Genomic DNA, 13,867 nt, shown 5'->3' with positions numbered 1-13,867 from the left:
GGATAAGGCGTCTAACGCCGCCATCCGGTATGCTGACAGGAACAGGGCCTGATGGCGCTTCGCTTATCGGGCCTACAAATCCTGTGCCAGATCATAAGAACTTTCTTCGCCTTAGATGAAGAAATCAGCACTCGATCAAATTTTCTATTTTTTTTCTCAATTATTGACATCCCCGCCAGGCCTTATAAGACGCGCACTTAGCGATTCTTACCCTTTTGCAACCTCAATTTAACGTCAAAATCAACTCTTGTGCTGAAAAGAATCCCTACTAGAATACTCACCATATAGCGTCTATTTTATCAAACAACCCCTACATATAGTATTTATCCACAGACTTAGTCACAACATGACTCTGTGGATAATATGGGGGATATTTTTTCTTTCACGGACAGGTAAAAAACCACATGAATCAGAGTCTGCTGGTGACAAAGCGTGATGGTAGTACAGAGCGCATCAATCTCGACAAAATCCACCGAGTTCTGGATTGGGCGGCAGAAGGACTGAATAACGTATCGATTTCTCAGGTCGAGCTGCGCTCTCATATTCAGTTTTATGACGGTATCAAAACGTCCGATATCCATGAGACGATCATCAAAGCAGCCGCCGACCTGATCTCCCGCGAGGCGCCGGATTATCAGTACCTGGCTGCCCGCCTGGCCATTTTCCACCTGCGTAAAAAAGCCTACGGCGAGTTTGAACCGCCTGCACTTTACGACCATGTCGTGAAAATGGTTGAAATGGGCAAATACGACAATCATCTGCTGGAAGACTACACGGAAGAAGAGTTCAAGCAGATGGACTCGTTCATCGTACACGACCGTGATATGACCTTCTCCTATGCTGCGGTGAAGCAGTTAGAAGGTAAATATCTGGTGCAAAACCGTGTCACCGGTGAGATTTATGAAAGCGCGCAGTTCCTCTACATTCTGGTAGCGGCCTGCCTGTTCTCTAACTATCCACGTGAAACGCGTCTGCAATATGTAAAACGTTTCTACGATGCCGTTTCAACGTTCAAAATTTCTCTGCCGACGCCAATTATGTCCGGCGTGCGTACCCCAACCCGCCAGTTCAGCTCCTGCGTACTGATCGAGTGCGGCGACAGCCTGGATTCCATCAACGCCACCTCCAGCGCTATCGTGAAATACGTTTCTCAGCGCGCCGGTATCGGTATCAACGCCGGCCGCATCCGTGCGCTGGGCAGCCCGATTCGCGGCGGTGAAGCGTTCCACACTGGATGTATTCCGTTTTACAAGCACTTCCAGACCGCGGTGAAATCCTGCTCGCAAGGCGGCGTGCGCGGCGGTGCGGCCACCCTGTTCTACCCAATGTGGCATCTGGAAGTCGAAAGCCTGCTGGTGTTGAAAAACAACCGTGGCGTTGAAGGCAACCGCGTGCGTCATATGGACTACGGCGTACAAATCAACAAGCTGATGTACACCCGTCTGCTGAAAGGCGGCGACATTACCCTGTTCAGCCCGTCCGACGTGCCGGGGCTGTACGACGCGTTCTTCGCCGATCAGGACGAGTTCGAACGTCTGTACACCCAATATGAAAACGACGACAGCATCCGTAAACAGCGCGTGAAAGCGGTCGAACTGTTCTCCCTGATGATGCAGGAACGTGCCTCTACAGGCCGTATCTATATCCAGAACGTGGACCACTGCAACACCCACAGCCCGTTCGATCCGGTAGTCGCTCCGGTGCGCCAGTCCAACCTGTGTCTGGAAATCGCCCTGCCGACCAAACCGCTGACCGACGTTAACGACGAAAACGGCGAAATTGCGCTGTGTACGCTGTCCGCTTTCAACCTCGGCGCGATTAAGAGCCTGGACGAGCTGGAAGAACTGGCCGTACTGGCGGTGCGCGCGCTGGATGCGTTGCTCGATTATCAGGATTATCCAATTCCGGCCGCCAAACGCGGCGCGATGGGCCGTCGTACGCTGGGTATTGGCGTCATCAACTACGCCTACTGGCTGGCGAAAAACGGTAAGCGTTATTCTGACGGTAGCGCCAATAACCTGACCCACAAAACCTTCGAAGCCATTCAGTATTACCTGCTGAAAGCTTCTAACGAGCTGGCAAAAGAGCAAGGCGCGTGCCCGTGGTTTAACGAAACAACTTACTCCCAGGGTATCTTGCCGATCGATACCTATAAGAAAGACCTTGATGCTATCTCTGACGAGCCACTGCACCTGGACTGGGAAGCGTTGCGCGAGTCCATCAAAACTCACGGCCTGCGTAACTCCACGCTGTCTGCGCTGATGCCGTCGGAAACCTCTTCGCAGATCTCTAACGCGACTAACGGTATTGAACCACCGCGCGGGTACGTGAGCATCAAAGCGTCTAAAGATGGGATTCTGCGTCAGGTCGTGCCGGACTACGAACACCTGCACGACGCCTACGAACTGCTGTGGGAAATGCCGAACAACGACGGCTATCTGCAACTGGTAGGTATCATGCAGAAGTTTATCGATCAGTCGATTTCTGCCAACACCAACTATGATCCGACGCGTTTCCCATCAGGAAAAGTGCCGATGCAGCAGTTGCTGAAAGACCTGCTCACCGCCTACAAATTTGGCGTCAAAACGCTGTATTATCAGAACACCCGCGATGGTGCGGAAGATACTCAGGACGATCTGGTACCGTCCATTCAGGACGATGGCTGCGAAAGCGGCGCATGTAAGATCTGATGAATGTTGCCGGGTAGCGCTACGCTTACCCGGCCTACGATTGCACGGTTTGTAGGCCGGATAAGGTGTTTATACCGCATCCGGCGCTCATCCCACAAAGGATTCACATCAATGGCATACACCACTTTTTCACAGACGAAAAATGATCAGCTTCTGGAACCGATGTTCTTCGGCCAGCCGGTGAACGTCGCCCGCTACGATCAGCAAAAATATGACATCTTCGAAAAACTGATCGAAAAGCAGCTCTCTTTCTTCTGGCGTCCGGAAGAGGTCGATGTTTCCCGCGATCGCATCGACTTCCAGGCGCTGCCGGAGCATGAAAAGCATATCTTCATCAGCAACCTGAAGTATCAGACGTTACTGGACTCCATTCAGGGTCGTAGCCCGAACGTCGCGCTGCTGCCGTTAATCTCGATTCCTGAACTGGAAACCTGGGTCGAAACGTGGGCGTTTTCTGAAACTATCCACTCGCGCTCTTACACCCATATTATCCGTAACATCGTGAACGATCCGGCGGTGGTGTTTGATGATATCGTTACCAACGAGCAGATCCAGAAGCGCGCGGAAGGCATTTCCAGCTACTATGACGAATTGATCGAGATGACCAGCTATTGGCATCTGCTAGGGGAAGGCACCCATACCGTTAATGGCAAAACGGTTGTCGTGAACCTGCGTGAGCTGAAGAAAAAGCTGTACCTGTGTCTGATGAGCGTGAACGCGCTGGAAGCCATTCGCTTCTACGTGAGCTTCGCCTGCTCCTTCGCATTCGCCGAACGTGAACTGATGGAAGGCAATGCGAAAATTATTCGTCTGATCGCCCGCGACGAAGCCCTGCACCTGACCGGTACGCAGCACATGCTGAACCTGCTGCGCAGCGGTGTAGACGACCCAGAGATGGCGGAAATCGCAGAAGAGTGTAAGCAAGAGTGCTACGACCTGTTCGTGCAGGCCGCGTTGCAAGAGAAAGAGTGGGCGGACTATCTGTTCCGTGACGGTTCGATGATCGGCCTGAACAAAGATATTCTGTGCCAGTACGTTGAGTACATCACCAACATTCGTATGCAGGCTGTTGGGCTGGATCTGCCGTTCCAGACGCGCTCTAACCCGATCCCGTGGATCAACACCTGGCTGGTATCCGATAACGTACAGGTTGCGCCGCAGGAAGTGGAAGTCAGCTCCTATCTGGTCGGCCAGATCGATTCCGAAGTTGATACCGACGATCTGAGTAACTTCCAACTCTGATGAGCCGCGTTACTCTGCGCATCTCTGGCACACAGCTGCTGTGCCAGGATGAACACCCTTCCCTGCTGGTCGCACTCGAATCGCACAATGTTGAAGTCGAATACCAGTGTCGTGAGGGTTACTGCGGTTCCTGCCGTACCCGCCTGGTAGCGGGACAGGTGGACTGGATTGCAGAACCTCTGGCCTTTATTCAGCCGGGAGAAATATTGCCCTGCTGTTGCCGGGCAAAAGGCGATATTGAACTTGAGCTGTAACAGTTAGTGCACTTCATGTGCGCTAACCAGCGGCATCGCCCCGCGGCGTTTCATCTGCGCGATATACAGCGCCCCGGCTAAAACCACCAGCAGCGCCCCTACCAGATAAATCGCCCGATAGCCCACGCCCTCGACCATCATCCCCATAATGAACGCGCCAATCGCCATTCCCGCATCCATCGCATTAAAGAATAGCGAATTGGCGATGCCAATTTTATGCGGTTCCACCGAGCTAATAATTTGTGTCTGGAATACCGGCGTGACCGAACCGTAACCAATGCCGATTAATCCCCCGGCAATAATCATCATGATGCTGCCGTTGGTGTAGCCAAGCGCCACCAGTCCCACTGTAAAGGCCAGCAAACACGGATATACCACGTATTTCGGCCCTTTTTTATCACAAATGTTGCCGGTAAAGGTTCGACAGATCATCAGGCAAATAGCGTAGCACAACAGGAAATTACTGGCGGCGGCCATCAGATCCAACTCGCGCGCATACAGCGCGAGAAAAGCAGAAACGCCCGCATAGGAGAAGGTCATGAAAAACGTCACCATCGCGAAAGGCAGCGCGGCACGGTCAAACATTGCCGCAAATCCCAGCTTCGGTTTTGAGCCGTCGGCATGACGGATGACCGGCGGTACGGCGACGATCAATGACAGGATAATACCCAGCGCGGCAACCGCGCTACACAGCCAGAAAGCGGTGGTAAAAGCGCCCCAGCGTGCCATATTCAGCCCCACCCAGGGCCCCACAACCATTGCCAGTCCCATGGCCAACGAGAAAAAACTGATGCCCTCCCCACGTCGGGAGGCCGGTATCAGCCGCGCGGAAATCGTTCCTTTTACCGTGGTAATGACGCCAAACGTCACCCCATGAAGCACCCGAATAAACAGCAGCGATTCAATTGAGTGGCAAACAGGATACAGCGCAGTGACAACCAAAAAGGCCAGAGAAGAGAGCACCAGAATCGTTTTATTCGAATATTTTCCCACCCATTGCCCGGCGAACGGACGCACAACAATTGCGGCACCTAAAAAGAAGGTGACCAATAAGCCGGCTTTATCCGGCGTGGCGTGCAGGCGATCCGAAATATAGATCGGTAATAACGTAAGCAGGACATAAAACACAAAGAATATAATGAAGCTAATTATCGTGATTGCCCAAAAATCCTTCGTCCACAGTTTTTCTTTCATATTCGACAACCTGTCCAGACGGCGCACGCAGGCAACGCTCAGCTCAACTGAGCAACGGAGAGGTGCGTCAAAATGTGATTTATACGGTAGACCGCAAGTGTAAACAGGTTCATCATATTAGAGAAATTAATCGTTTTAATATTGTTAATTAGAGGGAACTAATGACATTAACCCAAATCCACGCCCTGCTTGCGGTGCTTGAATGCGGCGGTTTTACCGAAGCCAGTAAGCGGCTGTATATGACCCAATCCGCTGTAAGCCAGGCAATTTCGGCGCTTGAAGAAGAGCTGGGAGTCGAATGTCTTATCCGCGAGCGCCGCAAAGACATTCAGCTCACCCCCGTTGGAAGACGGATCGTACCGCACCTGCGCATGATCGTTTCAGAAACCAACGCGGTGAAAGAGATTGCCGAGCAGGAGCGAAAAAACCCAGCCCGAACCCTGCGCATCGGCTGCTTTCCCAGCGCCTGCGCCTGCATTTTACCGGGCATTATCCACCACTTCGAACAGCACCATCCGCACATCAAAATCATTCCCTTCGAAGAGAACAGCACGGCGATCGTGGATTCCCTGCGCAGCGGGGATATTGATGCTGGATTTGTGCATTTTCCGGTGACTGGCATGTACTGCGTACCGATCTATCGCGACAAATTTACCGTCGTGGTTCCCGAAAACCATCCTCTGGCAGCCAATACCGCGGTTACGGTTGAACAGTTGGTGGGAGAACCGCTGATTATCAGTAAAGGGCGCTATGAATTAAGCATCATGACGCTATTTAAAGAGAAAGGTATCGAGCCGGTTATTAAATACGAATTTAACCATCCGGATACCGCGATGAGCTTTATTCGGCAGGGGCTGGGTATTGCATTATTACCGGAATTGACGCTGAAGGCCGCTGGCGGGGAGATTCGCTCGGTGGCGCTGGAGCCGACGTTCTATCGACAGATATCGTTACTGGCAAAAGAGCCGCCGGTGGACGGCAGCCCTTTATTTCTCCTGCAGGCTTGTATGGAAACGTTGACAGCAGACGGCCTTATCTAACAGTTACTAACGTTATCCAATAAGGCCTGTGACCGGAGGTGCATCACAGGCCTTGTGCCATTACTCTTTATTCAGGAATTTCACTGCTTTGTCGGGGAAGTCGGTGAACAACCCGTCAACGCCCGCCTTGTTATACAGAATGTCATACAGCTGGTTTACGTCAGTGGTGTAATCCGGTAGCTGATCGGCACGAACAGTATAAGGATGCACCACCATCTTGTTCTGATGCGCGTCCTGAACCATGCCAGTTAACGAGATATTGCCTTTTTTCGACTTCTCATCAACCAGCATGTGGTAGTCCGGCCCAATGCCGTCCGCATACTGCGCCACCTGTTTCATGGCACCCGGTTTGAACATCCAATCGTAGTTGTAATTAACCCAACTACCGTCCGGCTTTTTCTCCTGGGTTTCATTCCAGTCAGTGTACGCAATTAACTGCACCAGATTGAGATCCATCCCCATCTTTGGTTCCAGTTCATTTTTAATGCGCTTTAACTCCGCAACATCAAAACACTGCAGATAAACCTTGTCGTTTTTGCTGGTATACCCGTACTTTTTCAGCACTTCCAGCGTTTTCGCTGCGATGTCCTTCCCTTCCTGGTGATGGAACCACGGCGCTTTCATTTCCGGATAAATACCGATGTTTTTACCGGTTGAGTGATTCAGTCCCTGAACGAACTCAATCTCTTCTTCGAAGGTGTGCACGCGGAAATCAGATTTACCCATTGGGAAGCGCCCAGGGTAGGTCTGTACCTTTTTGCCATTTTCGATATCAAAGCCTTCGGTAAATTTCAGCGATTTGATCTCATCCAGCGTAAAGTCGATAGCGTAATAACGTCCATCTTTACGCGCACGATCCGGAAAACGCTCAGCGACATCGGTGACGCGGTCCAGATAGTGGTCATGCAGGACGACCAGATGGTCATCCTTGGTCATCACCAAATCCTGCTCCAGATAATCCGCGCCCTGAGCATAGGCCATCGCTTTCGCGGGCAGCGTATGCTCAGGTAAATAACCGCTTGCCCCACGGTGCGCAATCACGATTTTATCGGCGGCGACCGCCGCGCTGCTAACAACCATACCAGCCAGCATCAGCGCCACGCTGAGACTTTTCAATGTGGTTTTCATAAATTAGCCCCCGTTACGTTTCTGCAGCATTTCTTCGTGATGACGTTTTTCGCCAATCATGACGACCACCAGCAGAATCACCGCCAGCACGCTACCGCCAATCATCACCATAAAGCCGCCGTCCCAGCCGAAGAAGTCAACGGTGTAGCCGACAATGGCGCTCGCCGCCACAGAACCGCCGAGATAACCGAACAGTCCGGTGAAGCCTGCCGCCGTGCCCGCCGCTTTTTTCGGCGCCAGTTCCAGCGCGTGCAGACCAATCAACATGACCGGGCCGTAGATCAGGAAGCCGATGATAATCATACAAGCCATATCAACGTTCGGGTTCCCTGCCGGGTTCATCCAGTAAACGATGGTCGCGATAGTCACCAGTGTCATAAAGAACACGCCGGTCGCGCCACGGTTGCCGCGGAAGACTTTATCCGACATCCAACCACACAGCAGCGTGCCCGGAATACCCGCGTATTCATACAGGAAGTAAGCCCAGGATGATTTATCGAGTGCGAAATGCTTCACTTCTTTCAGGTAGGTCGGTGACCAGTCCAGGATGCCGTAGCGCAGCAGATAAACAAACACGTTAGCGATAGCGATGTACCACAACAGTTTGTTTGGCAGTACATACTGCATGAAGATCTGCTTCGCAGTCAGCTCTTCTTCCGCTTTCTCGTTGTAATCGTCCGGATAGTCGTTCTTATACTCTTCGATAGGCGGCAGGCCGCAGGACTGCGGCGTATCACGCATCATCGCAAAGGCGAACAGCGCAACCACAATCGCACCGAAAGCAGGCATATACAGCGCCGCTTTCCAGTCATTGAACCAGGCCATACCGAGCAGGAACAGCAGAGGAGGCAGACCGCCGCCCACGTTGTGCGCACAGTTCCAGACGGAAACAATACCGCCACGTTCTTTCTGCGACCACCAGTGCACCATGGTACGGCCACACGGCGGCCACCCCATCCCCTGGAACCATCCGCAGAGGAACAGCAGCACAAACATAATCGCAATGCTCGATGTCGCCCACGGCACAAAGCCCATAAACAACATCACTGCGGCAGCCAGAATCAAACCTGCTGGCAGGAAAACGCGCGGATTCGAGCGATCCGAAACGGACCCCATGATGAATTTCGAAAATCCGTAAGCGATGGAGATACCAGATAAGGCAAAACCCAGATCGCCGCGAGAGAAACCCTGCTCAACCAGATATGGCATCGCCAGGGCGAAGTTCTTACGTACCAGATAGTACGCGGCATAACCAAAGAAAATCCCCAGGAAAATCTGCCAACGCAATCGACGATATGTCGGATCGATCTCCGTAGCAGGCAAACGCGCCTTATGTGGCGCTGGTTTAAAAATACTCAACATAGTGTAGCCTCCGTGGCCGTCTTTCATTCGAAGTAAACACTGCAGTTCGTCATTACTACCCTACCGCTTCCAGTGTGGCCGCGATGTTAAGGAAAGATACCTAACAAAAATGTGAAACGCAGCACATATTGTTACAGATTTATGACAAATGTTCATAAAGGCGCACGGAATCACGTTTCATTTTCGAATAATGAGCGATTATGCGCGAAATCAAACAATCCATGTTTTTTATGTGGCTAAATGATAAAAAACGAACTGTGAGGAAAAACAATGAAAACTCGCGACTCGCAAACAAGTGACGTGATTATCATTGGTGGAGGAGCAACAGGTGCAGGGATCGCACGCGACTGTGCGCTGCGCGGGTTGCGCGTCATCTTAGTGGAACGCCACGATATCGCCACGGGCGCGACCGGACGTAACCACGGCCTGCTGCATAGCGGTGCGCGCTACGCCGTCACCGACGCTGAATCTGCCCGTGAGTGCATCAGCGAAAACCAAATTCTGAAACGTATCGCCCGTCATTGCGTTGAGCCGACGGACGGTCTGTTTATTACCCTGCCGGAGGATGAGCTCTCCTTCCAGGCTACCTTTATTCGCGCCTGTGAAGAGGCCGGTATTCGCGCAGAAGCGATTGACCCTAAGCAGGCGCGCATTATCGAACCTTCCGTCAACCCACAGTTGATTGGCGCAGTTAAAGTGCCGGACGGTACGGTCGATCCCTTCCGCTTAACCGCCGCCAACATGCTGGATGCGCGTGAGCATGGCGCGGTTATCTTAACGGCCCATGAAGTGACGGGGCTGATTCGCGAAGGGGCAACGGTTTGCGGCGTTAACGTGCGCAATCATCTGACGGGTGAGATGCAGTCCCTGCATGCGCCGGTGGTGGTGAATGCCGCCGGGATCTGGGGCCAGCGCATTGCAGAATATGCCGATCTGAGTATCCGGATGTTCCCGGCCAAAGGTTCGCTGCTGATTATGGATCATCGTATAAACCAGCATGTCATTAATCGCTGCCGTAAACCTTCTGACGCCGATATTCTGGTGCCTGGTGATACCATTTCGCTCATTGGTACCACCTCGCAGCACATTGATTACGACGATATTGACAGCAACCGCGTCACCGCAGAAGAGGTCGATATTCTGCTGCGCGAAGGCGAGAAACTGGCGCCGATTATGGCGAAAACACGCATTTTACGTGCCTACTCAGGTGTGCGACCGCTGGTCGCCAGCGACGACGATCCAAGCGGTCGTAACGTCAGCCGCGGTATTGTGCTGTTCGATCACGCTGAACGTGACGGACTGGATGGGTTTATCACCATTACCGGCGGTAAGCTGATGACCTACCGTCTGATGGCGGAATGGGCCACCGATGCCGTTTGCCGCAAGCTGGGCAATTCTCAACCTTGCACCACGGCAGACACCGCGCTGCCAGGCTCGCAGGAATCCACCGAGCACACGCTGAAACGCGTAATTTCATTGCCTGCGCCGTTGCGCGGTTCGGCGGTCTACCGTCACGGCGATCGCACCCCGGCGTGGCTTAGCGAAGGTCGTCAGCACCGTAGCCTGGTCTGTGAATGTGAAGCGGTCACCGCGGGCGAAGTGCAATACGCCGTCGAGAATTTAACCGTCAACAGCCTGCTCGATTTACGTCGCCGTACCCGCGTTGGTATGGGGACCTGCCAGGGCGAATTGTGCGCCTGCCGCGCCGCAGGTTTACTGCAACGTTTTAATGTCACCACTGCTGCGCAATCTATCACCCAGCTTTCCGATTTCCTCAATGAGCGCTGGAAAGGCGTGCAGCCTATCGCCTGGGGAGATGCGCTGCGCGAAAGCGAATTCACGCGCTGGGTCTATCAGGGATTGTGCGGTCTGGAAAAGGAGCACCAGGATGAAATTTGATACCGTCATTATCGGCGGCGGCCTGGCCGGACTGCTGTGCGGCCTGCAGCTGCAAAAAAGCGGGTTGCGCTGTACGATTGTCACGCGCGGCCAAAGCGCCTTGCATTTTTCCTCCGGCTCACTGGATTTGCTCAGCAACTTACCCGATGGTCAACCGGTGGTAGAGATAGAAGCAGGTCTGAATGCGCTGCGTACTCAGGCGCCCACGCATCCGTATAGCACCATCGGAACACAGAACGTCCTGGAGCTGGCCCAGCAGGCGCAGGATCTACTGGATGAATGCGGAACGCATTTGCAGGGCAAGGTACGCCAGTCACATCAACGCGTAACCCCGTTGGGAACTCTGCGCTCAACCTGGTTAAGTTCCCCAGAAGTTCCGGTGTGGCCACTGTCCGCACAGCGTATCTGCGTTGTCGGTATCAGCGGTTTACTGGATTTTCAGGCGCATCTCGCCGCGGCCTCACTGCGCCAGCGTAATCTCAGCGTCGAGACAGCCGAAATCGATCTGCCCGAGCTGGATGTCCTGCGTGACAACCCGACCGAGTTTCGCGCCGTCAATATTGCGCGCCTGCTGGACAACGAAGATAAATGGTCGCTGCTCTATGATGCTTTACTGCCACAGGCAAAAACCTGCGACATGATCATTATGCCAGCCTGTTTCGGCCTGGTGGATGAGCGCCTCTGGCACTGGCTTAACGAGCGCCTTCCCTGCTCGTTAACGTTGCTACCAACTCTACCGCCTTCAGTACTGGGTATGCGTCTGCACAACAAATTACAACGCCAGTTTGTGCGCCAGGGCGGCGTCTGGATGCCGGGTGATGAAGTGAAGAAAATCACCTGTCAGGACGGCGTAGTCAGTGAAATCTGGACCCGTAACCATGCCGATATCCCGTTGCGTCCACGCTTCGCCGTGCTCGCCAGCGGCAGCTTTTTCAGCAGCGGACTGATCGCCACGAGAGAGGCCATCCACGAACCGATCCTCGGGCTGGATGTACAGCAAACAGCCACCCGCGCCGAGTGGTATCAACGCGACGTCTTCGATCCGCAACCGTGGCAAAAGTTTGGCGTCACAACCGACGCTACGCTGCGCCCGTCACTGGCGGGTAAAACGGTAGAAAATATGTATGCCATCGGTTCTGTTCTCGGTGGTTTCGACCCTATTGCCGAGGGTTGCGGAGGCGGCGTATGCGCAGTCAGTGCCTTACACGCCGCACATGACATTGCGAAACGTGCAGGAGGACAGCAATGAGCGACACACGTTTTGAAAGTTGTATCAAATGCACGGTGTGCACCACCGCCTGCCCGGTAAGCCGCGTCAATCCGGGCTACCCTGGTCCAAAACAGGCCGGACCGGACGGCGCGCGTCTGCGCCTGAAAGATGGTGCGTTATACGACGACGCACTGAAATACTGCATCAACTGTAAGCGCTGCGAAGTGGCGTGTCCGTCAGATGTGAAAATTGGCGATATCATCCAGCGTGCGCGCGCCAAATATGACACTACGCGTCCATCGCTGCGTAATTTTGTTTTAAGCCATACGGATTTAATGGGAAGTGTATCCACCCCGTTCGCGCCGATAGTGAATACCGCCACCTCGCTGAAACCGGTACGCCAGTTGCTGGACTACGCGCTGAAAATCGACCATCGCCGTACGCTGCCGAAATACTCCTTTGGTACGTTCCGCCGCTGGTATCGCAGCGTTGCTGCCCAGCAGGCACAGTATCCGGAGCAGGTCGCCTTTTTCCACGGCTGTTTTGTTAATTACAACCATCCGCAACTCGGCAAAGACCTGATCAAGGTCCTGAACGCCATGGGAACCGGCGTACAACTGCTGAGCAAAGAAAAATGCTGCGGCGTACCGCTGATCGCCAACGGCTTTACCGATAAAGCCCGCAAGCAGGCGGTGAGCAACGTGGCCTCGCTCAGGGAAGCGATTGACGGGAAAGGCATTCCGGTGATCGCCACCTCATCAACCTGTACCTTTGCACTCCGCGATGAGTACCCGGAAGTGCTGGACGTCGACAACACGGGCCTGCGCGAACATATTGAGCTGGCGACCCGCTGGCTGTGGCGCAAGCTGGATGAAGGCAAAACGTTGCCGCTGAAGACGCTGCCGCTGAAAGTGGTCTATCACACGCCTTGCCATATGGAGAAAATGGGCTGGACGCTCTACACGCTGGAGCTGCTGCGCCAAATTCCGGGACTGGAGCTGACGGTGTTAGATTCTCAGTGTTGCGGAATCGCCGGGACATACGGCTTTAAAAAGGAAAACTACCCGACATCACAATCGATTGGCGCACCGTTATTCCGCCAGATTGAAGAAAGCGGTGCCGATATCGTTGTCACCGACTGTGAAACCTGTAAATGGCAGATAGAGATGTCTACAAGCCTTCGCTGTGAACATCCGATCACCCTGCTTGCCAAAGCATTGGGTTAACTCTGTTGCCCGGTGGCGTTTGTTACCGGGCATTTTTGCGTACTCTGTTCCGCTTAATTGAATACGTTGCAATCGGCCGTATTTATCTCTGATTCACCCGCGCAAATAGCCAAATCCTCCCATGCAGCCCTTGTTAAAAGTAGGTACCGTCATGCCAACTTCCCCTTCAGGTGACGGACTACCATGGATAAATCAACCACCTCTACACCGCATGATGCAGCGTGATTTGATGGGGCTGGTGGACCGGCTGGTCTCGCTTTTAGTTACAAGCACTGCTAATGACAGCCAGCTGCAAACGCTATTTAATTACCTGCTACGATACGGCAATGTTTCTCATGTCAGCGCATTTATCCATGAGGTTGCCGAACGTTCCCCCCATCACAAGGAGAGGTTGATGACGATCGCAGAGAGGCTAAGACAAGAAGGCCACCACCATGGCCTACAAGAAGGGATACAGCAAGGATTAGAACAGGGAGTGCAAAAAGGTACGCAAGAAGAAGCCTTACGTATCGCTCGCATGATGCTGGAAAATGGAATTGATCATAATTTGGTTCAGTTAATTACCGGGCTATTGCCTGGCGATGTTACAGAGTGAGTCAGGTTGGGAAGGTTTGTAGCCTTC

10 protein-coding genes and 1 pseudogene are annotated in these 13,867 nt (G+C 53.2%); 8 read left to right on the top strand and 3 right to left on the bottom strand.

Features of this window, described 5'->3' with window-relative positions; genetic code table 11:
• The first annotated feature begins 404 nt into the window (after positions 1 to 404).
• The 3 genes from nrdA (at position 405) to yfaE (ending at position 4,186) form a co-directional block, all read left to right on the top strand.
• Entirely contained in the window at positions 405 to 2,690 is a 2,286-nt protein-coding gene (gene nrdA, locus FDX11_RS13070) for a class 1a ribonucleoside-diphosphate reductase subunit alpha (protein ID WP_137350039.1), read from the top strand.
• Between the two features lie 111 nt (positions 2,691 to 2,801).
• On the top strand, positions 2,802 to 3,932 hold the full coding sequence (gene nrdB, locus FDX11_RS13065) for a class Ia ribonucleoside-diphosphate reductase subunit beta (protein WP_003027605.1): 1,131 nt from the start codon (positions 2,802 to 2,804) through the stop codon (positions 3,930 to 3,932).
• Positions 3,932 to 4,186, top strand: a complete 255-nt coding sequence (gene yfaE, locus FDX11_RS13060; RefSeq protein ID WP_042307150.1) for a class I ribonucleotide reductase maintenance protein YfaE — start codon at positions 3,932 to 3,934, stop codon at positions 4,184 to 4,186. Before nrdB ends, yfaE begins: the two co-directional genes overlap by 1 nt.
• A 3-nt stretch (positions 4,187 to 4,189) precedes the next feature.
• On the opposite strand, the gene FDX11_RS13055 is transcribed toward yfaE, so the two are convergent.
• On the bottom strand, positions 4,190 to 5,380 hold the full coding sequence (locus tag FDX11_RS13055; protein WP_042307149.1) for an MFS transporter: 1,191 nt from the start codon (positions 5,378 to 5,380) through the stop codon (positions 4,190 to 4,192).
• A gap of 161 nt (positions 5,381 to 5,541) precedes the next feature.
• Here FDX11_RS13055 and FDX11_RS13050 point away from each other — a divergent pair, with 161 nt between their 5' ends.
• Positions 5,542 to 6,420 (top strand): LysR family transcriptional regulator, encoded by an 879-nt coding sequence (locus FDX11_RS13050; RefSeq protein ID WP_042307148.1) that lies wholly within the window; start codon positions 5,542 to 5,544, stop codon positions 6,418 to 6,420.
• Positions 6,421 to 6,480: 60 nt separating this feature from the next.
• Here the strand turns inward: FDX11_RS13050 and glpQ are convergent, their stop codons facing one another.
• Together glpQ and glpT are read right to left on the bottom strand one after the other, a co-directional pair.
• The gene (glpQ, locus tag FDX11_RS13045) at positions 6,481 to 7,548 is read right to left on the bottom strand and encodes a glycerophosphodiester phosphodiesterase (RefSeq protein ID WP_061382104.1); all 1,068 of its coding nucleotides are present in this window, start codon (positions 7,546 to 7,548) and stop codon (positions 6,481 to 6,483) included.
• A 3-nt stretch (positions 7,549 to 7,551) separates the two neighbouring features.
• Entirely contained in the window at positions 7,552 to 8,910 is a 1,359-nt protein-coding gene (gene glpT / locus FDX11_RS13040; RefSeq protein WP_042307146.1) for a glycerol-3-phosphate transporter, read from the bottom strand.
• Between the two features lie 270 nt (positions 8,911 to 9,180).
• Here glpT and glpA point away from each other — a divergent pair, with 270 nt between their 5' ends.
• The 4 genes and pseudogenes from glpA to FDX11_RS13020 all read left to right on the top strand — a co-directional run.
• Positions 9,181 to 10,809, top strand: a complete 1,629-nt coding sequence (glpA, locus tag FDX11_RS13035; RefSeq protein WP_061382105.1) for an anaerobic glycerol-3-phosphate dehydrogenase subunit A — start codon at positions 9,181 to 9,183, stop codon at positions 10,807 to 10,809.
• Positions 10,799 to 12,058: a glycerol-3-phosphate dehydrogenase subunit GlpB gene (gene glpB / locus FDX11_RS13030; protein WP_137371498.1), complete on the top strand. Its 1,260-nt coding sequence runs from the start codon at positions 10,799 to 10,801 to the stop codon at positions 12,056 to 12,058. The genes glpA and glpB overlap by 11 nt, the downstream gene beginning before the upstream one ends.
• Positions 12,055 to 13,245, top strand: a complete 1,191-nt coding sequence (gene glpC, locus FDX11_RS13025) for an anaerobic glycerol-3-phosphate dehydrogenase subunit GlpC (protein ID WP_137398029.1) — start codon at positions 12,055 to 12,057, stop codon at positions 13,243 to 13,245. Before glpB ends, glpC begins: the two co-directional genes overlap by 4 nt.
• Before the next feature lie 217 nt (positions 13,246 to 13,462).
• Positions 13,463 to 13,840: pseudogene (locus FDX11_RS13020) on the top strand (ISNCY family transposase); the annotation flags it as partial.
• Between the last annotated feature and the right edge of the window lie 27 nt (positions 13,841 to 13,867).

The organism is Citrobacter sp. wls714 (assembly GCF_005281025.1).
Taxonomy (GTDB): domain Bacteria; phylum Pseudomonadota; class Gammaproteobacteria; order Enterobacterales; family Enterobacteriaceae; genus Citrobacter; species Citrobacter werkmanii.
The sequence above is the reverse complement of the archived record's forward strand: the minus strand, read 5'-3'. Positions and strand labels throughout refer to the sequence as shown.

Coding starts and splice junctions, on each gene's coding strand:
- yfaE (WP_042307150.1), top strand. CDS start 3,932: ATGAGCCGCGTTACTCTGCGCATCTCTGGCACACAGCTGCTGTGCCAG.
- FDX11_RS13055 (WP_042307149.1), bottom strand. CDS start 5,380: ATGAAAGAAAAACTGTGGACGAAGGATTTTTGGGCAATCACGATAATT.
- glpQ (WP_061382104.1), bottom strand. CDS start 7,548: ATGAAAACCACATTGAAAAGTCTCAGCGTGGCGCTGATGCTGGCTGGT.
- glpB (WP_137371498.1), top strand. CDS start 10,799: ATGAAATTTGATACCGTCATTATCGGCGGCGGCCTGGCCGGACTGCTG.
- nrdA (WP_137350039.1), top strand. CDS start 405: ATGAATCAGAGTCTGCTGGTGACAAAGCGTGATGGTAGTACAGAGCGC.
- glpA (WP_061382105.1), top strand. CDS start 9,181: ATGAAAACTCGCGACTCGCAAACAAGTGACGTGATTATCATTGGTGGA.
- glpC (WP_137398029.1), top strand. CDS start 12,055: ATGAGCGACACACGTTTTGAAAGTTGTATCAAATGCACGGTGTGCACC.
- FDX11_RS13050 (WP_042307148.1), top strand. CDS start 5,542: ATGACATTAACCCAAATCCACGCCCTGCTTGCGGTGCTTGAATGCGGC.
- glpT (WP_042307146.1), bottom strand. CDS start 8,910: ATGTTGAGTATTTTTAAACCAGCGCCACATAAGGCGCGTTTGCCTGCT.
- nrdB (WP_003027605.1), top strand. CDS start 2,802: ATGGCATACACCACTTTTTCACAGACGAAAAATGATCAGCTTCTGGAA.